We start from the raw sequence: 19,186 nt of genomic DNA, 5'->3' as shown, positions 1-19,186 counted from the left end.
TTCGTTCCAAGCAAGATTCGCCCTCTACTGACGCAGATTCATGGGCTTCTTAAGCTTGAGAACTTTTCACTGTCCAGTTTGTAAAGATGCCTAGGAAAAACGAATGGTTTCGGAGAACCTTACAACCGGATTAAACCCTCGCGTGTACGGGTCAGCTTCTCGTAGCCCTGCTCTGTAATAGCATAGTTGTTCTCAATGCCTACAACGCCCCTGCCGGGAAACGTAAACTTCGGCTCAATCGCCAGAACCATTCCCGGCTCCAGCGGATACGCGAAGCCTTTGGCAAGCACGGGGAATTCATCAATTTCCAGCCCAATCCCGTGGCCTAGAAATTTAACCTGGTCCGCCCCAAAGCCCATAAAATGCTCAGACAAGCCGTATTCCGCCGCCATCCGCAGCGACTGAGTGTATAAATCCTCGCACACGGTTCCCGGCTTGAGAAGCGCTTCAGTCGAGTGTAAAATTTGCTCGGCGGCCTCATAGGCGCGAGTAAGCTCATCCTCCAGGCTGCCAATGACAACTGTACGCGTCTGATCAACAACATAACCTTCAATACAGCAGCCGATATCGACTAAAATCGGCTCCCCGGCACGAATTGGCCGGCGGCTGGCCGTTTGCGGGCAGGCACTGCTAAGCCCAAGCCCCCCTGCGGGTCCATCAAAATAAGTAGGCTTAGCTGCAGCTTCCCCAGCTCCAACCATGCCGGTAACGGTTTCCTGATTAAATCCTCGCATCCGCATCAGGCCCAGATGACCTTCCAGCCGGACGGCAAGCTCGATAAAAGCCAGCAGCTCCAGCTCGGTCAGCCCCGGCTTGATGCGGTCCAGTGCTTTTTGGAAGGCAACATCAATGACACGCGCCGCTTCACGAATCCATGCCAGCTCAACCGGGGATTTAATCATTCGTGCTTCGCGCACGAGAAGCGAGCCGTCCACCCACTGACACCCGGGCAGCACAGACTGCAGACGCTGAAAAACCTGTACCGGCAGCACGTCGAATTCGGCTGCAATAACAGGGGATTTTCCTGCTGTATACCATGCAGGGAACGCCAGCTTCAAAGAAGATCCGAAACCGCGAAGCGTAGTTAAAGCCTCTACCTGTACTGCCGATTCCTCTTGTGCCCGGATAACACTGCGGCGGACATAGAATACAGGCTCTCCCTGGGCAGGCACGATGAAATACCCGGTTTGCATAGAGCCTGTAAAATAGTACACATCCACGTTCTGGGCGATGACCATCCCGTCAATCCCTTTGGCATGCAGCTTCTGCTGTAGCGTATGTATTCGTGCCATGTAATTCGCTCTCATCTGCTGCACCCCGCTTTTTTAGACCTCACCGACATCATGCTGCCCGATAATGAGCTGCACCGGCTCCAAAAATACTTTGGCTACCGCCAGCTCACCGCTCAAATTGTATTCGATGTCCACGATTTTACTGCGGACCGTCTCCTGCTTTCTCCGGTCATACACCACTTCAAACTGCTTCAAACCGAGTAAGGCTGTTACTACCGAACTGCCAACGGACAAGGACGGAAGCTCCCATTCCCCATGAACGAATTCCACTTCCTGCATAATTTCATTGTTCATATCGACCATTCGCACTTGCTGACAAATTACATACTTCATTCGTCACAGCTCCCCTTTATTCGCCTTTTTTTGCAGCTGTTTATTTTGTTCGCTACGAATGAAGAAATTCCTTTATTTTGCAGTCAATTCTCCCGTTCCTTTTACGTCCCACACGACCGGACCCAGTATTCCGAACATCCTCGGATATTCCATTCGTATAATCATCACGACACCGGGCCGCTGAAGAGTCACTTCATAACCATAAGCCGAATTTGTATATGTATAAGGGAAGCTTTCCCCGCTATTAATAATCTCAAACGCAAGCACATCCACCCTGCTTTTCAAAAAGCTGTCCGCAACAGGCTGATATGAGTCGTCCAGCAGCAAATTAGCTTGCAAGTACCGCCCGGCGGCATCTCCAGCCAACATCGGATCAATGCGGAATCTCCCTCGCGCAAGCTCCTCGGAGTCAAGCTGCTGCGCTGCGGCATGTGCAGCCCGGTTGACCGCATGCTTGCCTTGAAACAGTGTATGCATGGCCAGCTCTTCATCGGTTTGCAGCGCCTGCATCAGCATCACGACACCGGCGAGCAAAGTAAACAACAGCAGCTTGTACACAGTTTGCCTGCAGCTCCTTCCTTACGGCACATACTCACTCATTTTCATTCCGGCCGCAGCCATGCGGGCCCCCTCCGTAGGGGGCGTCATTCCAATCAGCCGATCAATTTGAAACAAGCTTCCGTACGGATAAGATAGCCGAAGTGTAATACCTTCCCCTCGCAAAACCGGCTGTGCCGGATTCGTTCCACTCAGCCCCGAGGTAGTCGTTACGGTATATACCAGATTGTCAGGTGTAAAGCCACGCTCGGCCAGCCGCTGTTTGGAGTTGTCCAGCATGGCTTGATCAATATAACCATGCGAAGCATTCGCGCCAATCTCAAGCAAATAATCAACCTCTTTTTGCAGCAGGGCTTGTCTCATAATGGTGATATGCTTGTACACCGGAGCGAACATCAGCCAGCAAAGCAGCAGCGAGCACAATATAAACACCAGAATCTGCTTCATCCCGTCTCCTCCCTTCGAGCGGATGTGAAATGCTGCGGTTCGGGCTAGTAATCGGTCGTACCAAACTCAGCTCGCCAACACCTTCAGACGTCTCTTATGGATCAATGCTCTGAATCGTAGTATTAATGGTACTCCCCCGCTCGCGAACCAGACCCTTCGTTCCGCCGCTCCCCCCCATCGTCGCATTATATATGACAATGACAACAAGAAGCAGCAGCACTGTCATTAATATTGACTTCATATTCGGCACCGCCCCCTTCAATCTCCTTAGCCCTGCTGCTCCGCAGCGGGCAACGCGCGCCTGCAGGCGCGCGTGCAGCAGCTATCAACATTATTCCGAATATATGGAAATAAATCATAAACAGACGCATTGTAAAACTTGAATCCTAAAAATTAAAAATGAACTATCTTAATAAATAAGTTCTAAAACTCCTATTTTAAACATCCTTACGGCTGCAATCCGAGAATATCGGAATTGACCGTGCTGCCTTTGGATTGAATATTTTGCCGGATTCCGGTGTTCCCGTCATTAATGACATTCGTGAACAATAAGGCCGCAACCGTAAGCAGCATCACCGTCATCAAAATATTGCGCATCCCACATACCTCCTTCTTCAGATTAACATGTACAGTCCTTAACCTTGTCCAGAGCATGTCCTTCAGAACAATTAAGGCACTGCCAAGCAGCCGATGCCGTCCTTGGACGATTGGCAGCGGCTTGAACCAGAACTGCACTATCATTAGCCTGCGGCTATTTCAATGACTCGAACAGCCGCTGCCCTTCGATGATCCACGGGTACATAAAAACACGAAAGGTGTACAGTATCGGCAGACCGGCCAATACAAACAAGGCATACGAGGTGGTCTCCTTGCGGCTTTCCTGAGCAAGCTCGATTTTCTCCTTATAATCTTGGATGCGCTGGCGCAGCAGCCCGTAATAATCCTCGCTTTCATTCAGCCGCAGCGTATTTAACGTTTCGGCAAAGCTGTAACCATCGTCGGACGCCAGCCGCAGCTTGAAATCAAGAATAGCCTGCTCCGGATCCTGATACCACGCATTAAGCAGCCGCTGCATGTCCCCCCGAATCGTTCGGGTGAACGACAGGCAGCGAGCCAGCTTAGCATGAAGGTTCATACGGGAATCGGAATAGTACAGCAGTTGATTGCTCACCGCATAAATTTCCTTGACAATCCTTCCTGCCCTGGCCCTGGCCATCGAACCAAGCAGCACGCGATCGCTGTACAGCACTACGCCTCCGATTAGAGCTGCCGTGATAAAATAAACCGGCTGGACGGATGTCAAGCCCGCTGACAGCCTGTACAGCACGATCCCGAATGCCAACAGCGCAGCGCAGGCTGCGATGCTGCTTTTCCTGATCAGCTCGTACCACAGCACCGAAATCCGGAGTCCGCTTGCCGCCAGCAGCTCCCTCTTCTCCTCCAGCTGCTTCCCGCCCGCTCCCGACAGCAGCCTGACGACGGACGGAGGCAATGTCGCCGCGATTCTGTATCCAGTCAAATCCCGGAGCCGCAGTGTATTCCAGCGCCTTTTGCGGTGAAGCAGGACCTGCAGCATGCCGTACATGCTGAGCGTCCCCAGACCGTACAGCAGAACCAGCACTCCCCAATGCAGCCACTTCCAAAACAGCTCGTACATCAACATCGTTTGTACGCTTCCCCTTTCCTGCCATGACCATGAACACTATAGCTTCCCCCTATACATGTAATGTGAGATGCGTTACATTCGCCGCATGGATAAGTACACGCCCATCAAAAACGAGGCAAAGATGAGAAAGCATGCGTCCAGCAGCATGCTTCGCCCTACCGGATCTACAAAATAAAACATGTAGGCTGTTTGAGCGTTTACCCGGAAATTAACGGCGATAAATAAGATCAAAAATCCTATTGGCGTAAAATTGGCGATTCGAATTTCAAGCAGCCGATTCCGCTGCGCCTGATCGGAGCGCCTGGCCCGGCGCATGTCATAAATCAAATCTTTAAGCGAGGCTGTAATATCATTGCCTTCCTGTAAGCCAACCCGAATAATATTGATGAAATATTCAGCCCATACATGGCCGAACGACAGGCTAAACAACCGTAGCGCATCGTCAAGCTCCCTCCCCGTTGCCAAATGGCGCTGAAGCTGCTCGAACACCGGACGAACCGGATTCATAATCCGGTGCTCGGCCAAGGAAACCTGAAGAGCGGTTCGTATATTTTTGGTCCCGGTCCCGGTTAATACATAATATTGGTAAAACACTTCGACAGCCGGAAGAAAATCAAGCCGGGTTTGCAGTTGAAGCCCCAGCAGCCTCAAACGCAGCAGGAGATACGGAAGGCTGGCCAAAATAACGCTGAGCACCACCACTCCCTTGACACTGTAAAAAAGCAAGGAACCGAAAAGGATGCCTGCAAGCAGAAGCATAGCCGTCAGCATCACGAATGTGCGCAGTCCATAGGACGAGCTTCCGCTTTCCAGCAAATCCGTCAAATGCCGGGACAACCGGGGGCTGCGGAGCATAACCCCCGCAAAGCGCTGCGACAAGCGGGAGCGCTGCACATAGTGGAGGCGGCTTCGCTCTGCTGTCTGGGCAAAAAACAAGCTTAATCCGCGATGAATGGCAGTATATAATAGAAAAAATAAGAGCAATAACAACGCCGGTATCATTACGCCAGCTTGTACCCCCGCACCCATTTATGCAATCACCCCTTTTTCCCTCAGCCTCCGGTATCCGGCCGGATCGGTTTTATGGATTTTCAGACTCAGCCGCTCGGACAAGGAATCGGGATACTCCCATTCGTCCGACGCCTCATTGTAACGCGCTAAATTCCGTACCACGATTTCTCCGCCGCTAAACTGCAGCTCTCCGATTCGTACCAGCTTCCGCCGGCCGTGAACGACACGCATTTCAAGCCCGACCTGCGTGACGTATTCGGTTACACGCTTGAGCAGGCGTTCCGGATTCATCCCCCGCCCGTCGAGCATACACATGTCCGTAATGGCGGAAGGGACATCCTCCAATTCACCCGCATGCAGAGATGTCATGCTGCCCTCATGGCCTCTAGTGCAGGCCCGTACATAAATGTTGGCATCATCATCCCGTATTTCAGCATGGCATATCCGTTTCGGGGACTGACGCAGCGCGAGCTTGAACGCCTGCCGTGCCGAATGATAAGGGTCGTCTTCACTTACTTCATACTCCACCACATTTTTGCCGGGGAAATCACGCTTAAGCATCAGCTCCAGCCGCCCCTCAATGGTAACAATCCGCTCTTCATCGGGCATCGCCCCGATAAGCGCCTTCATCAGCGACGTTTTCCCCGAGTTCGTCGGGCCGATAATGACCATATTGACATCTGCGGCAATAAACGCCTGAAGCAGTATCAGCATCGTATCGTCGATCGTCCCCAAGTCAGGATGACACAGCCCGGCAAGCGTATAATACGGCTTCGTATAAAAACGGATGGTCAGTGTCGGCTCCGATGTAAAGCCGAAGCCCGTCATCGTAACACGGGAGCCGTCACGCAGCATCACTTCCGCCCATTTTTTTCGCGGGCTCAGGGTATCCGAGTTAAACAGCACCAGATTTTGCTGAATCCGTTCCACTTCCTTCAAGGACCGGAAGCTGTACGGGGATAAGGAGGCACGTCCGCTGCGAACCTCGAAAATCCGGATGCCCACCACCTGAATCTCCTCCAGGCCATCCTTGTGCTTCAGCAGAAGCTCCAGTACATTGAGCCCGATCACTTCTGCAAAAATCGCCTCCGCCAAGGTGGCAAAATGCTCTCCGGCCGGCCGGATGTCATACACACGCTGCTTGGCCAGGTAATCGTTAATCATCGCCAAAAACCGGGCGCGTTCCGCTTCGAAACCGAGTATCGCCCGGTTCAACGCATCGCTGTACTGCAGCTTCTCTTCCTCTGTTCCTGCTTTGGGCGAGGCCAAAAAATGACGTATCTCCTCCACGCAGCGGCGAAACTCGGAGTCCTCCTGATGGGACAGCTCCTGCCGCACGACACGGACCTGTGTCTGCATTCCCCGTCCGCGGGCCGCTTCGGAAAAGGCAAGTGCCGAAAACCGCTTCGGCTCATTCATGTTGCGCTCACCCCTGACAGCCAGCGCTGCAGCCAAGGCTTTTTGGCGGCAATCTCACGGCGCTCCAATTCGTATAGGGAAACAAGCATTGCCGCCACACCCGACAGCTCTTTGCCAAATGAATGCTCCTGCAGCAGCAGCTCCATCAGTCGGCCCTGGTTAAGCAGCGCCACCATATCGGGATGCCTGTGCACTTCCGCCAGAACGCTCATCCCCATTTCCTTGCGTACATCTCGGGCCCGAATGCCGGTATTCTCCTGCGATCGCTCGCGCTGCGTAACAATCACGTCAAAGGTATGAGGGTGCAGCCCGAACACAGGGGCGACCGTTTGCAGCCAGCGGTAGCCATCCTCCTGAAAATGCCCGATGTCCTGAGTGGTCACCAGCATGCGATTGTCCGCCTCCAGAATGCCGCATATCGTGCCCGCGTTATCCCAATACGCACTGACATCAATCACACAAACGTCAAACGCTTCTCTGGCCACCCCCAGCAGATGCTCGATATCCTCCGTCGTAAAATATTCTGCCTGCTCGCGAAGCATATTGCCGAACAAGTATTTTAAATTCGGCACCTCCTTGGCTTGGCCGCAATATTGCAAAAGCCGGTCCGGCTTTAGACTTCGGGATCGGAGCTCGGCACGAATGTGGTCCAGGGTTACGCCGGGTTCGTCAATTCCCAAATAACGGTGCAGCTTGGAGCTTTTTAGATTCAGGCATAAATAACCGACCGAGGCTGTCGTCTGCCGGGCCAGCTGCACCGCTGTGCCGAAGGCAATCAGCGTGGTGCCTACATTCGGCGTCGTCCCCATAAAAAGTGCGATGCGCCGCTGGCCAGGACTATGCTGCACGCCGTTCTTGTCCCCATCTGAGCTAAGCAGCCCGTTAATTCCGGCGGCTACCGCCACAGTGGTCCGTCCGGGATGAATAACATGGAAGCCGGAGGCCAGACTGTACTTGTAAAATTTGTCATTCAGCAGCACATCGTGCCAATTGCTCAAGAGCACAATACATTTCATCCGCTTGTTCGTCTCCGCCAGCCGCTCAGCGAAATCACAATATGCCGTATAGTCAAAGAAACGATCAGACACGATGACTGCGTCCGCCCCGTGATCTGCCACAAAGCGCAGCAGTTCTTCAGGACGGTGAATAAATTGCAGCTCCTCTCCGTTCTGATTCCGTCTGGACAGCTGCTCCTGCAGCTGATCATCCTGGATCAATGCAGCCAGCTTCATAATCAGCTCCCCGCCTTTCCTTGGGTTTGCTCCGTTATGGAAACGGAAGTAAATGCTATGACCAGCTTCGCTTTCTTTGATTTGCACAAGGTATCAATGGTAAGCCATTGCTCCTCGGTCAAATTCAAATTAATTTGATCAATCGCCCCGTTGGCTTCTCTCCGGGAAATGTACATTTTTTCCGCATCGCCGTTAGCTTTGGAAATCAGGTTGGAGTTCTTGGGGTTATCCACCTCCTGATTGGCGGCCGACTTGACGGATGCCACCGTAATCTCCTCCTCGAACAGCCGCACAGACGGCCCGTCGAGTGCGGATGCGTACAGCCTGACGCGGTCACCGGCCCGAATGCCGTTGGATACAGTCAAAATATACTCCTTGGGAATTTGAAAGGTCGACTGATTGCGTCGGGGCAGCAAATTAAATCGATCCACCTTCCAAGCAAGCACCGGCTCTTGTGAGCCGAGCGGGACAAGCGATTCGCTCCCGACCATTCGTTCCAGGCTTGTCTCCATTCCTTCACTAAATGAACCCGCCAGCAGCGGGTAATATTCCAGCATATCGGCAGTGAGCACTGTGCCTGCCGGAATATAATCCTTCGGCACCACCACGCGCACCGTTTTCTGCCATTCGACCTGCTTCAGCTGCAGCACATATACCCCGTACACCAAGCCGCACGCAAGGCATGCCGCTATGATGCTAATGATCAGGTTTCTTCTGCGGTTCACCCGCGGCCACCTCCTCAAACGAAAATGGGAAAAACAAAAAAGAACGCAGCACAAAGAGAATTCTCTTTGAATGCCTGCGTTCTTCGCAAACGAAACAATATTAATATATAGCATCATATTAGCATAGCTAATATTTAATGTAAAGGGTGATTATGGAAGTTAATCCTTATCTTAACCCTAAGCCCCGCTCCGCCAGAAAAGCCCGGATATGGGCGCGTATCGGCTTGCTGTATTTGTCCGCCATCTCCCGCGTCCAGGTCGTATCCCGCTTGCCGCCGGTCCGTTCCAGATAGTAGCTGCGCAGGCGCTGATCATACTCCTCCAGCAGCGCATCCTCCGGTTCAACGGAACGATATACATTCTCATGGTATACTGCGCCGGGCGCAAGCCGCGGCCGCGACCCCGGGTCCTGAGCCGGAACGCCGACGCACATGCCGAATACCGGATACACAAGGGGCGGCAGCTTCAGCAGCTCACAGACCGCTGCCGGATGATTGCGAATCCCGCCAATATAGACGATGCCAAGCCCCAGAGATTCCGCAGCGATAGCCGCATTTTGTGCTGCCAGGGAGGTATCGACGGTCGATACGAGCAGGTTCTCGGTGAAATCCATCGCTGGCTCAACCCCATGCTTACGGGAGGCTGCATCGAGTCGGTGCAGATCAGCGCACCATACCAGAAACAACGGGCACTGCTCAATATAGGCCTGGTTGCCGGCAAGTGCGGCTAGCCCGCGCTTCAGATCCGCATCAATCACGCCGATAATACTGTAGGCTTGCACATTGCTAGACGTGGAAGCCATCTGTGCAGCACCCACAATCGCCTCGATTTGCTCCTTCGAGATCGGGTCCGCCGTAAATTTGCGAATTGAACGATGCCGGAGCAGTAGCTCCAGCGTTTCATTTGCTGAAGCGCCCTCGGCCTGATTAGATTTCTGTTGCGGATGACTCATAATCCGGTTCTCCTCCTCGCATGGATTTCGGAACACCAAGCCCGTTCAAAACAAAATCGCATGTCTGCTCAATCAATTCTCCCAGCTCCAATTCAGGCTCAAGCTTAAGCGGCTCGAAGTAAGCGTGAGACATTTTCTCCTGAAAAATAATACAGCCCATGACCACAAAAACGGTATGATCCAGGGAAGTAAAGTGAAAAATGCCTTCCTCGCGACCACGCTCCAGCAGCTGGCGGACCTTGCGCCAAATCCGAAACTGATACTTTCTTACATGTTCGACTCGGGGGGAAGTCATATTCATTTCCTGATGAATAATGCTTTCCAGCTCCGGGTCCATTTTCTTAAACAGCTGAACCTGCCGAATGATGGTCCGGATTCCCTGGACTGGCTCCTGCAGCTTATCCTCAAGCTCTTCCCACATCTTCTCGGCGATGAATGTGCTGAACATAGCCGAAAATACGTTCTCCTTGCCTCCGAAATAATAGGAAACGAGCGCCACATTGGCCCCCGCTTCCTCACATATTTGACGCACGCTGGTGCCGTCATAGCCTTGACGGGCAAACAGCTTTTTGGCGGCGAGCAGAATGCGCATCTTCATTTCCGGTTCGACTTGTGTCATATGCTTCTCCTTTGCATACAGCCTGTCTCCTTCATTATGAAACGATTCTTCTATTCGCGCAAGCTCGGCTAAACTCCATCACTCTTCATTTCCACACCTGCTCCGTTCAGACGGCTGTTTTGGCCCCTCCAGGCTGAGGCAGCGTCGCCGGACGCTTCAGAGTAATGGTGACCATGTTCAGCAAAACCAAAGCTGCAACAAAAGCCACAAGCACCAGTACATCCTTCCCGGCGCTGCTTCCGCCGAAGAGCAAATTCATCAGGCCTTCCACCGCATAGGTCGCCGGGAAAACCTCGCTGATTCCGCGATAAAACCCGGACAGCAGCTCCCGAGGAACCATCGCCCCGGAGGATACAAGCTGCGCAGACAGCAGCACAATGTTACAAAGCATTCCCGCCATTCCAAACAACGTCAGGAAAAATTGAGAGGTGACCATAAACGTAAACAGGAAGAGCGTCTGAAACCCCCATAGCGCCAGAAACCCGGCTTCCGCCTGGCCGCCCAGGGCCAGCGTCAAGCTTGTTCCAACCAGCGCGACCACAATCGCGGAAACCGCATTAATAATCAGCCGGGCGCCGAATTTGCTCCAGCGGCCTATCCGGGCGCCAATCATCATGGAGGACTGCTCCAGATTCATATTCATGACCATAGCGCCGACGAATGAAGCCAGAACCATCATCATCGGGACCATCTGGTTCGCTGTGCCGCTAACCGGGTTCATCCTTTGTATTTGTGAAGCCACCCGTTCAGACAAAGCATGCGCCGTCATCTTCGCTTCAGCAGCCGGAACGTTAGCCTGAACCAAAATAGTTTGCGCGCTGGCTCCCACAGCCTGTTTGTTTACAAGTGCCGTAACCTGGCTGGATACACCCTGCATAATGCTTTTGATTAACGCGGGATTGGACTCATTGATGTAATACTGCATTTGGGCCGCAGCTCCTCCCGCCTGAAGCTCGCCGCTGAACCCTGACGGTATGTGAAGCACCATCTGTGTGCTCCGCCCGTTTAATTGTGCCATTGCTGTATCCAGCTCAGGCTCCGTCAGCATGGTAAACGGCAGATTCGTCTCCAGCTGCTGCGCGATCTGTTTTCCAAAGCCTTGATCCTCATTGACGACCGTAATTCGCAGCTTGCCGGTATTTTCACTTACATCGTGGTAGGCAGTCATCCATACGATGCAAAAAATGAGCTGAAACATGAGCACCGAGGCAATGCCTGCTTTGGTGGTCGGTTTTTGAAAAAATAGCTTTAAAGCTTCTCTCATAAAAAATCCTCCTGTTCACGACCCATTAAACGTTTGTTTAAATTAAACATTTGTTTAAAATATCATTTGGCGCGCTTTCTCGTCAAGCCCTTTTTCATTTTTATTTTCAACCTGGAGAAGAACAATGAATTCCTACATCCATAGCAAAACAAGCCGTCCAGCGCATCAACGCCGTCCGGCTCTTGCTCTCTTGCTCGCACCCGCTCAGTCCTGGCGCACCTTCACGAATTGTCCGGTCTCTGCGGATTCCAGCGCCGCCAAGATCACACGCAGGGACCTTCTTCCTTCCTCGCCCGATATGGCCGGCGGCATCCCCGCCAGCACGGCGCTGACAAATGCATCGATGACCCCGCTGTGCGTCTGCCCGTCATTTGTCGCTATGGCGCCAGTCTCATGACGCTCCACATGACCGTTCCTCAGCTCTACAATGACCTGATGGACCGGATCGGTGCCGATTTTGATCACGCCGTTCTCGCAATACAGCACCGTGCTGTTGTCCTCTCCTCTATAATACGTCCAGCTGGCCGCGAGTGTCCCGATGGCCCCGCTTCGCATGCGCAGTATACATATTGCATTGTCATCGACATCGGTACCTTCCTTATGCAGCGTGTCAACAAAGGCGCCCACTTCGGCCACTTCATCAGCCAGAAGCCAGCGGATCAGATCCGCTTTATGTACGCCCAAGTCGCCCATAGCGCCGACAAACGCGCGGTTTTTTCGAAAAAACCAGCCTTCCTTGCCCTCCACGCTCCAGCCCTCCGGCCCCGGATGACCGAACGCCGTGCGGAACGTCAAGACCCGGCCAAGCATCCCGCTCTGCAGCAGCTCCTTCGCCTTGACATGCGCAGGCATCAGCCGCTGATTATGTCCAATCATCAAAAAGGCGTTGTTCTCCTGCGCGGCTTCAATCATAGCCTGACATTCCGTTTCCGAAACAGCCATCGGCTTCTCGCACAGTACATGCACTCCATGTCTTAACGCCGCGATACTCACCTTGGCATGATCGGCATTGGAGGTACAGACACTGACCGCATCCAGCCCTTCGCTCACCAGCATCTCTTCATAGCTTGTATATCCCTTGCCGCCATACTCCGCCGCCAGCTTGTCCGCACGTTCCTGAACCAGGTCACAAAAAGCCGCAATGTCCGCCTTCGGATTCATGGCATACTCCGGAGCATGCCGATGAATGGTTATTGCCCCGCAGCCGATAAGTCCAACCCTCAATTTGTCCATATTCCCTCTCCTCGCCTGTAGCAAGCGGCTTGCCGGAGCTGACTGACGCAGCCCTTTCTGAGCCTTCTGAGCCTTCTGAGCCTTCTGCGCCCCCAGACATTCCCCTGCATTCGTTTGAAGTTCCGGCATAACCGTCGCACTGTTTGCAGTTAGCAGGGGACGGGCCGCACCCGCTCGGAGAACGGCCTCCCGATGCCAGTCAATTCAGTTTGTCGGTCAAACTGAAGGCAGCAGCACTTACTTGAAGAAGAATTCCGTGCTGCGCAAAATGATGACCAGCAAAATGAACAGTACCAAAATGACCGCCAGATCATGATGGCAGCTGTACGGTGCAACCGCGGCCGGCGCCATGTTGTTGGCGGCAGCCATCGTGTAGGCAGGATAAGGCATCGGATTATTGTTTCCTGCCGGGCTGGTCATGGACGGCCCCATGTTTGCATGATGGTGGTAAGACATTCGGGATATCCTCCTCAGTAACAGTAGTTGATACACCATCAGTCTATGGGAAAGGACCTACACCGAACACGGTAAATACCCAGATGCAGTAATTTGGGCTTACATTTACATTCCATGAGGTATGGCCGCAGCAAAAAGCCCCTGCGCTCAAGATAATTCCGCTGCAGGGGCTTGCAAGTGCTTATTTATTTCAGAGCCGCCTTACACGTAAGGGTTGCGCTCTTTTTCAAAGCCAATGGTGGTTGTGGCTCCGTGGCCGGGATACACCTTCACATCATCTGCAAGCTCGAACAAGATGCTGTGAATGGAATTCAGCAGCTCATTTGAGCTGCCGCCGGGCAAATCGGTCCGGCCAACGGACATACGAAACAGCACATCGCCGCTGAACAGATGCTTGCCGTTTAGCAGGCTGACACTGCCTGGAGAATGCCCGGGAGTGTGATACACCTGAAAGGTCTCCCCGATCAGAGTAAGCTTCTGCCCGTGATCCAGCGCGTACTCGGCCGGTTCCGTTACGATAGCCCCGCCCAGCTCCGGCCAGCGCAAGGAGCCGTTTTTCTTGCCGTCCGTCAGCCATTCGGCCTCGGCATCGTGCAAATATACCGGGCAGCCTTTGGCCTTACGCACCGCATCCACACCGCCGATATGGTCAAAATGGGCGTGCGTCAGCACGATGGCTTCAAGCTCCAGCCCTTCAATCCGCTTCAGCAGCCGATCCGGCTTCATGCCGGGATCAATGACAAACCCTCTGCTTCCTTCATCATTCGTAATCAGGTAAGCGTTCGTTTCCAAGGGGCCTAGCGCAAACGTTTCGATTTTCATAAGTCCTTCTACCCTCCGCTTGCTTTAGAACGAAGACAGCACATCGCGCAGCTCCTGCACAATCACTTGCTGGTAGCCGGTTCCCTCGCCGTACTGGGCCATCATTTCTTGACGGGCTGCCTTGATTTTGTCCTCATAGTCCGGCGCCTCACGGTCGGGGTTCTCCTGCTTGAAGCGAGTCATAACCGCCTGAACATGCTTCGGACGAGGCCCCCACTGACCGAGCACAAAGCCGCCTGTATCCGCAAAAATGACGATCGGAATCGCACGGCCGCCCATCGTCAGGAACTGCTCCATAACATCGTCGTGCTGTTCAATAATGAGCACTTCTACCGGGATACCCGAATGCTCCAAGGCCCGAAACACAACCGGCACGTTGCGTACCACATCCCCGCACCATTCCGCAGCCAAAATCAGGCAGCGCAAATCGTCGCGGTTATTCAGTGATTCAAAAAACTCGCGGTCGCTCTCGCTTACCCAATCAAACTGGTTATGCCAATCCAGAAATTGGTCCTGATTTTTGGTCATGCTGTCGATAAACTGCTTCGGGCTGAGCCCGGTGCGGAATTTGTGCGCCAAATTGTTGCTCATCTTCGTCACGCTCCTGTAAATGGTTATGTATTTGCACATGGTATGAAAAAAACAGCCGATTTCACCCATATGTTACCGATGTTGCCTGCCGAAAGCAAGCGCAGCCGTTATCTTTTGCCGCTTCTGCTTTTGAAAACTTTCAGGATGACATACAGCGCCAGAAGCAGCAGCGCCCCCCACAGCACATAGCCCATATAAGGCCCGGCGGCTTCATCGATATTTTTCCAGTTGTCCCCAAGCTTCATCCCGAGCCAAACGAAGAACATCGACCACGGGATAACAGCCAGCGTCGTTAAGATGGTAAAACGGAGCAGCGACATGCGTGTAATGCCCGCGGGAATCGAAATCGCATGACGGACCACCGGCACAAAGCGGGCGGTAAAAATAACCCCCGTCCCATACTTGCGGAACCATTCCTCAGACAGGTCGATATGCTTTTTGTGAATAAAAATGTATTTCCCATACCGCTCCAAAAACGGCCGGCCGCCGTAACGCCCGATCCAGTAAACAAATATTTGGGCGATGGTGCCCCCGATGACGCCGAACAAAACCGCCTCCCAGTAGGGAAGATTGCCCTGGGACACCAGATATCCGCCATAGGCTAGCATAATTTCGCTTGGAATAATTTCAATCATGAGGCCTATCATAATGCCGAAACCGCCAAGTCCCGTCACCCACTCCAGCACAGCATTCACAATACCATGGAGCATGTCGCTCATTCGATTTATCGACTCCTCTTTTACATTGATATTCTGATCTATTCTACCACAGCAGGGCTAAAATCCCTATGAATCTCACGTAAAAAAGCACGTTTGCCGTGTACCCGCCGACGCAGCCTTCATATACTATTGTGTTGAGACTGTTTTACCCGAAAGCGGATGATGCCGTCCGTTTTTTCCCTTCCATAACGAGCCCATTGCGCCGGTGAAACGCCCCCTTCCCTACTGCATGCCGCCCCGCCAAAGCTATATACGGAACGTGTCCCAAGCGGTTTCAGACACCGGCCCAGGGGTACCGGCATATCCGCCGCCATCACCATACGCCTCCTCCAGCAGCTTCATGCCCGGGCAGGCGCAAAGCAAACAATCGCAAACGAACAATCACGAGGAGGCTTAAGTGAAAGGTGAGCAAAATTACACGCCTTACGAGCAAGCTGAAGAAAACCAAAATTCTTGAGAAGCATCCCCTCATCCGCAAGCACATTCCCGCAACAGCCAAAATGACGTCGGCCAGCCTGAAAGCAATGCTCGCAAAATACAGCATGGTGTATGTGAAGCCCGTCTGCGGCACACACGGCATCGGCGTGATGCGGGTCGAGCAGCTGCACGGCGGACCCTTCCGTTACCGTTATCAGAGCGGGACCAAGGTCCGGAGATTCACCGATTTTGCCAAGCTGTACCAATCTCTGAAATCAATGACCCGCGGCAAAGCTTATTTGGTGCAAAAAGGCATTCATCTGCTGAAGCATGGCGGACGGCCCTTCGACATCCGCGTGATGGTGCAGCGTAATCCGAAGGGAGTGTGGGAGCATACCGCCATGATCGGCCGTGTGGCCCATCCCAAAAAAATCGTCACGAATTTCCACAACGGAGGCAGACTGCTTTCGGTGCCGGCGCTGCTCTCCTCCCACGTCCGTGCCGCCCGGAAAAAAACCCCTATTCGACGGATGGGGCTGCTTGGGCTTCAAGTGGCCCGGAAGCTGGGCTCCCGCTACCCCGGCATGATGGAAATCGGCGTGGATGTAGCCTTGGACGCCAGACTGAAGCCATGGGTGCTTGAGGTGAACACAAAGCCCGATCCGTATATTTTCCGCGCCTTGCGGGATAAAAGCGTCTTCCGCAAAGTAGTACGCTATGCGAAGGCCTACGGAAAATTCAAAAAACGCCGCCGCAGTTAACCGCGTGAAGGAAGGCCGCTCTCCCGGCTGCTCAGGCAGCGAACGGGCAGGAGCGGTTTTTTTCATTCATGTTATCGGATGAGCCTGAGTGCAGCTGCCCATACCGTTCGATTTGAGGACGATCCGTGATTTTCAACAAATAAAATGAGCCGTAAAATTGTATTTTCTGAAGCAACAGGGCATTATTCATAGTGAAATGGTGTATCAGGTCTTTTTATCGCCGGCGGCTGCGTTGACTGTTCATCCATTTGTATGAATAATAGAAGGAAGATTCATTGACTGGAGGAGTAAACACATGTCCACAATTCAAAAGCTGATGGAATTCAACAAACAATTTGTTGAGCAAAAGCAGTATGAAGTGTATTTAACCGATAAATTCCCGGATAAAAAGCTGGTTATCCTGACTTGTATGGATACCCGGCTGGTAGAGCTCCTGCCAAGAGCGCTGAATTTACGCAATGGGGATGCCAAGATTATTAAAAATGCCGGCGCGATCCTTACCCAGCCCTTTGGCAGCGCCATGCGCAGTATTCTGGTCGCTATTTATGAGCTTGGGGCGCGGGAAGTGCTCGTCATCGGCCACCTCGGCTGCGGCATGACCAACCTGGACTCAAAAGGGATGGTCAACAAGTTCATCCAACGCGGAATTCCGGATTCGGTCATTTCCACCTTGGAAAACTCGGGTATCCGGATGGATCGCTTCCTTCGCGGGTTCAAATGCCCGGAAGAAGGTGTAATGCACAGCCTCGAAATTATCCGCAACCATCCGCTCGTTCCAAAGGATGTTGGTGTCCACGGCTTTGTTATCAATCCAGAAACCGGAGAATTGACCCTCATTTCAGAGGATAACCGGCCAGAGATGGCGCAATAACACTGCTGCTATTTCACATCTCCATTTGCACCTGTAATGGACAAGCCCTCCCCCGGATAAACCACGATCCCCGCCATAACGCCTTCATGTGGTTATGACGCCGGGGAACCTGGTCCGGAGGGCTTCATATCTACTCACAGCACCAATCGGCCATTTGCTCTGAAGTGAATACCGAGCTTCCCGGCGGACCGCCGGACTTGGCGACACGCTTCATCGCTTTTGCCACGCATTGCGCCTGAATAGGCTTTAGCTTCCGAAGCCTCCCCTTCATCAACGGGGCAAGGAAGCCGAGGATCCGCTCCCCCGTTTTCTCGCCAAACCGCAGCTCCTCTCGGTGCCCCGCCAGCAAGGATGGCCTGAAGATATGCAGAAAGGGCAACCCAAGGCCCATCAAACCCTCTTCCACTTCTCCTTTCACCCGGCTATAAAAAAAGATTGAGCTTGTACTCGCGCCCATAGCGGTTACAATCAAAAACTTGGCGGCCCCGTGCTCGGCAGCCAGCTTGCCCAGTTCAAGCGGGTAGTGCAAGTCGACCTGTTGAAACTGCTTCTTGGACTTCGCCTTCTTCATCGTTGTTCCCAGCGTGCAGAACAGATGCGCCCCTTGCAGCTTTCCGTACAAAACTTCCGGCAAATTCTCATAATCCGTTACAAGCTGAACCACCTTCCTTTCCTGAATGTCCAGCTTCTTGCGGACCAGAATGTACACAAGCTCATAATACGGATCTGCTGCCAGTATACGTACCAGCTCCCGGCCGACAAAACCTGAGGCCCCCGCCACCACGGCATGATTGCCCATGGCCTTCATCCTTCCTTTCTCTGGATTTATAGGTGTATCTTCAGTATAACTGAAGCTGCTGCATAAACATGTACCCCTTCCGCATGTTTTCACTATAATAAAAGAGAAGAATTGGAGGGTTATTACTTTGTCACAGGAATTACGTCAAGAATTCGGCAGAAGAGTAAAGGAATTACGGGCGCGCAGCGGAATGTCCCAGGAGCTTCTTGCCCACCGCTCCGGCCTCGACCGGTCGTACATCGGAAGTGTAGAGCGCGGAGAACGGAATATCAGTCTGGACAATATTGAAAGGATCGCGGCGGCCTTTCATGTACCGATTGCTTATTTGTTTGCGGCAGAGCGGTTCCCGGTAACCCCGGGGTATGCCAAGAAAGAATTCGAAGTGCCGTTCTCGGAACGGTTCAAATATCATGTGGATGCAGAACGCAAGCTATTGGCTTTTCAAGTGAACGGGGCTTTGAGCGGACAAGACGCCGAAAAAATGAGCGCCATCCTGTTGAATGCTTCCTCGGCTTTTGCGCATGGGGAGCTTAATTTGCTGATTGACCACCGTGAGATGAAGGCTTCGGACGGACAGCCTATCGTATACTCTCCCAAAATCGCGGATATGGCGATTAGCTTTCAGCAAAAAATGTTTGCCTACAGCAATAACATCGTCGTGCTGTGCAACTCGGAGTTTATGGTGAATCAAATGGATGTGGTCACCCGGCTGAGCGGCGTATACGATAAATCGGCTCACTTCTTCGGACAAGATCAGGACATCCTCGGTCAAGCATACCGCCTGCTCGACATTCATGGGCATGATCTGGTGCAGACGAATCACCCCAAGACCCCGGCATCCTTCTCCATTTGGCTGTCCGACAGCAGCTTATCTACATAAACCGCTTGGTTACAGCGCGTAGGGCTGTGGCTGCGACAAGGCTGTGCGCCTAACTCGTGGCCCCAGCCATTACATTGGCGCTGAAATCGGCTTCGATCAGAACGGCTCCGCCGTGCTTT

At 52.9% G+C, this 19,186-nt stretch carries 23 protein-coding genes; 3 read left to right on the top strand and 20 right to left on the bottom strand.

The genetic code is table 11. The features are described 5' to 3' along the window. Nucleotides 1–119: 119 nt before the first annotated feature. The 19 genes from WBG83_RS14705 to WBG83_RS14615 form a co-directional block, all read right to left on the bottom strand. Nucleotides 120–1,292 carry a M24 family metallopeptidase gene (locus WBG83_RS14705; RefSeq protein WP_336745880.1) on the bottom strand — a complete coding sequence of 391 codons (1,173 nt, stop codon included), beginning with the start codon at nucleotides 1,290–1,292 and terminating at the stop codon, nucleotides 120–122. A gap of 33 nt (nucleotides 1,293–1,325) precedes the next feature. Then, a complete protein-coding gene (locus tag WBG83_RS14700; protein ID WP_336745879.1) occupies nucleotides 1,326–1,625 on the bottom strand; it encodes a hypothetical protein in 300 nt (99 codons plus the stop codon). 72 nt (nucleotides 1,626–1,697) lie between these two features. Next, nucleotides 1,698–2,183 (bottom strand): hypothetical protein, encoded by a 486-nt coding sequence (locus WBG83_RS14695; RefSeq protein ID WP_336745877.1) that lies wholly within the window; start codon nucleotides 2,181–2,183, stop codon nucleotides 1,698–1,700. A 21-nt stretch (nucleotides 2,184–2,204) separates the two neighbouring features. Beyond that, nucleotides 2,205–2,630, bottom strand: a complete 426-nt coding sequence (locus WBG83_RS14690) for a hypothetical protein (protein ID WP_336745876.1) — start codon at nucleotides 2,628–2,630, stop codon at nucleotides 2,205–2,207. A gap of 94 nt (nucleotides 2,631–2,724) precedes the next feature. Then, nucleotides 2,725–2,871: a hypothetical protein gene (locus tag WBG83_RS14685; protein ID WP_336745875.1), complete on the bottom strand. Its 147-nt coding sequence runs from the start codon at nucleotides 2,869–2,871 to the stop codon at nucleotides 2,725–2,727. 206 nt (nucleotides 2,872–3,077) lie between these two features. Continuing rightward, complete coding sequence (locus WBG83_RS14680) at nucleotides 3,078–3,227, bottom strand: hypothetical protein (protein WP_336745874.1); 150 nt, start codon at nucleotides 3,225–3,227, stop codon at nucleotides 3,078–3,080. 154 nt (nucleotides 3,228–3,381) lie between these two features. Then, nucleotides 3,382–4,293 carry a hypothetical protein gene (locus tag WBG83_RS14675; protein WP_336745873.1) on the bottom strand — a complete coding sequence of 304 codons (912 nt, stop codon included), beginning with the start codon at nucleotides 4,291–4,293 and terminating at the stop codon, nucleotides 3,382–3,384. 75 nt (nucleotides 4,294–4,368) lie between these two features. Further along, entirely contained in the window at nucleotides 4,369–5,325 is a 957-nt protein-coding gene (locus WBG83_RS14670) for a type II secretion system F family protein (RefSeq protein ID WP_336745872.1), read from the bottom strand. Then, a complete protein-coding gene (locus WBG83_RS14665) occupies nucleotides 5,326–6,726 on the bottom strand; it encodes an ATPase, T2SS/T4P/T4SS family (protein WP_336745871.1) in 1,401 nt (466 codons plus the stop codon). Beyond that, nucleotides 6,723–7,958, bottom strand: a complete 1,236-nt coding sequence (locus WBG83_RS14660) for an AAA family ATPase (RefSeq protein WP_336745870.1) — start codon at nucleotides 7,956–7,958, stop codon at nucleotides 6,723–6,725. The genes WBG83_RS14665 and WBG83_RS14660 overlap by 4 nt, the downstream gene beginning before the upstream one ends. Before the next feature lie 2 nt (nucleotides 7,959–7,960). Further along, entirely contained in the window at nucleotides 7,961–8,683 is a 723-nt protein-coding gene (locus WBG83_RS14655; RefSeq protein ID WP_336745869.1) for a flagellar biosynthesis protein FlgA, read from the bottom strand. Nucleotides 8,684–8,849: 166 nt separating this feature from the next. Then, nucleotides 8,850–9,635: an oxygen-insensitive NADPH nitroreductase gene (gene nfsA, locus WBG83_RS14650; protein ID WP_336745868.1), complete on the bottom strand. Its 786-nt coding sequence runs from the start codon at nucleotides 9,633–9,635 to the stop codon at nucleotides 8,850–8,852. Beyond that, nucleotides 9,610–10,254 (bottom strand): TetR family transcriptional regulator, encoded by a 645-nt coding sequence (locus WBG83_RS14645; protein WP_336745867.1) that lies wholly within the window; start codon nucleotides 10,252–10,254, stop codon nucleotides 9,610–9,612. The genes nfsA and WBG83_RS14645 overlap by 26 nt, the downstream gene beginning before the upstream one ends. Nucleotides 10,255–10,360: 106 nt before the next feature. Beyond that, nucleotides 10,361–11,518 (bottom strand): YhgE/Pip domain-containing protein, encoded by a 1,158-nt coding sequence (locus WBG83_RS14640; protein WP_336745866.1) that lies wholly within the window; start codon nucleotides 11,516–11,518, stop codon nucleotides 10,361–10,363. A 204-nt stretch (nucleotides 11,519–11,722) separates the two neighbouring features. Next, entirely contained in the window at nucleotides 11,723–12,751 is a 1,029-nt protein-coding gene (locus WBG83_RS14635) for a Gfo/Idh/MocA family protein (RefSeq protein ID WP_336745865.1), read from the bottom strand. 237 nt (nucleotides 12,752–12,988) lie between these two features. Then, nucleotides 12,989–13,207 carry a hypothetical protein gene (locus tag WBG83_RS14630; RefSeq protein WP_336745864.1) on the bottom strand — a complete coding sequence of 73 codons (219 nt, stop codon included), beginning with the start codon at nucleotides 13,205–13,207 and terminating at the stop codon, nucleotides 12,989–12,991. Between the two features lie 201 nt (nucleotides 13,208–13,408). Then, complete coding sequence (locus WBG83_RS14625) at nucleotides 13,409–14,029, bottom strand: MBL fold metallo-hydrolase (RefSeq protein WP_336745862.1); 621 nt, start codon at nucleotides 14,027–14,029, stop codon at nucleotides 13,409–13,411. Between the two features lie 24 nt (nucleotides 14,030–14,053). Then, entirely contained in the window at nucleotides 14,054–14,620 is a 567-nt protein-coding gene (locus tag WBG83_RS14620) for a thioredoxin family protein (protein ID WP_336745861.1), read from the bottom strand. A 107-nt stretch (nucleotides 14,621–14,727) separates the two neighbouring features. After that, nucleotides 14,728–15,330, bottom strand: coding sequence for a DedA family protein (locus WBG83_RS14615; protein ID WP_336745886.1), 603 nt, complete (start codon nucleotides 15,328–15,330; stop codon nucleotides 14,728–14,730). A gap of 413 nt (nucleotides 15,331–15,743) precedes the next feature. On the opposite strand from WBG83_RS14615, the gene WBG83_RS14610 reads away from it, so the two are divergent. Continuing rightward, the gene (locus WBG83_RS14610; RefSeq protein ID WP_336745859.1) at nucleotides 15,744–16,517 is read left to right on the top strand and encodes a YheC/YheD family protein; all 774 of its coding nucleotides are present in this window, start codon (nucleotides 15,744–15,746) and stop codon (nucleotides 16,515–16,517) included. A 295-nt stretch (nucleotides 16,518–16,812) separates the two neighbouring features. Continuing rightward, on the top strand, nucleotides 16,813–17,388 hold the full coding sequence (locus WBG83_RS14605) for a beta-class carbonic anhydrase (RefSeq protein WP_336745858.1): 576 nt from the start codon (nucleotides 16,813–16,815) through the stop codon (nucleotides 17,386–17,388). 130 nt (nucleotides 17,389–17,518) lie between these two features. Here WBG83_RS14605 and WBG83_RS14600 read toward each other — a convergent pair whose 3' ends face one another. Next, complete coding sequence (locus WBG83_RS14600; RefSeq protein WP_336745857.1) at nucleotides 17,519–18,187, bottom strand: oxidoreductase; 669 nt, start codon at nucleotides 18,185–18,187, stop codon at nucleotides 17,519–17,521. Between the two features lie 127 nt (nucleotides 18,188–18,314). Between WBG83_RS14600 and WBG83_RS14595 the strand changes: the two genes are divergently transcribed. Next, on the top strand, nucleotides 18,315–19,067 hold the full coding sequence (locus tag WBG83_RS14595) for a helix-turn-helix domain-containing protein (RefSeq protein WP_336745856.1): 753 nt from the start codon (nucleotides 18,315–18,317) through the stop codon (nucleotides 19,065–19,067). Nucleotides 19,068–19,186: the final 119 nt, after the last annotated feature.

It is taken from the genome of Paenibacillus sp. y28, from assembly GCF_037137075.1.
Taxonomy (GTDB): domain Bacteria; phylum Bacillota; class Bacilli; order Paenibacillales; family NBRC-103111; genus JBBBNV01.
Note: the sequence above shows the minus strand (reverse complement) of the source record. Positions and strands in the feature narration are given on the sequence as shown.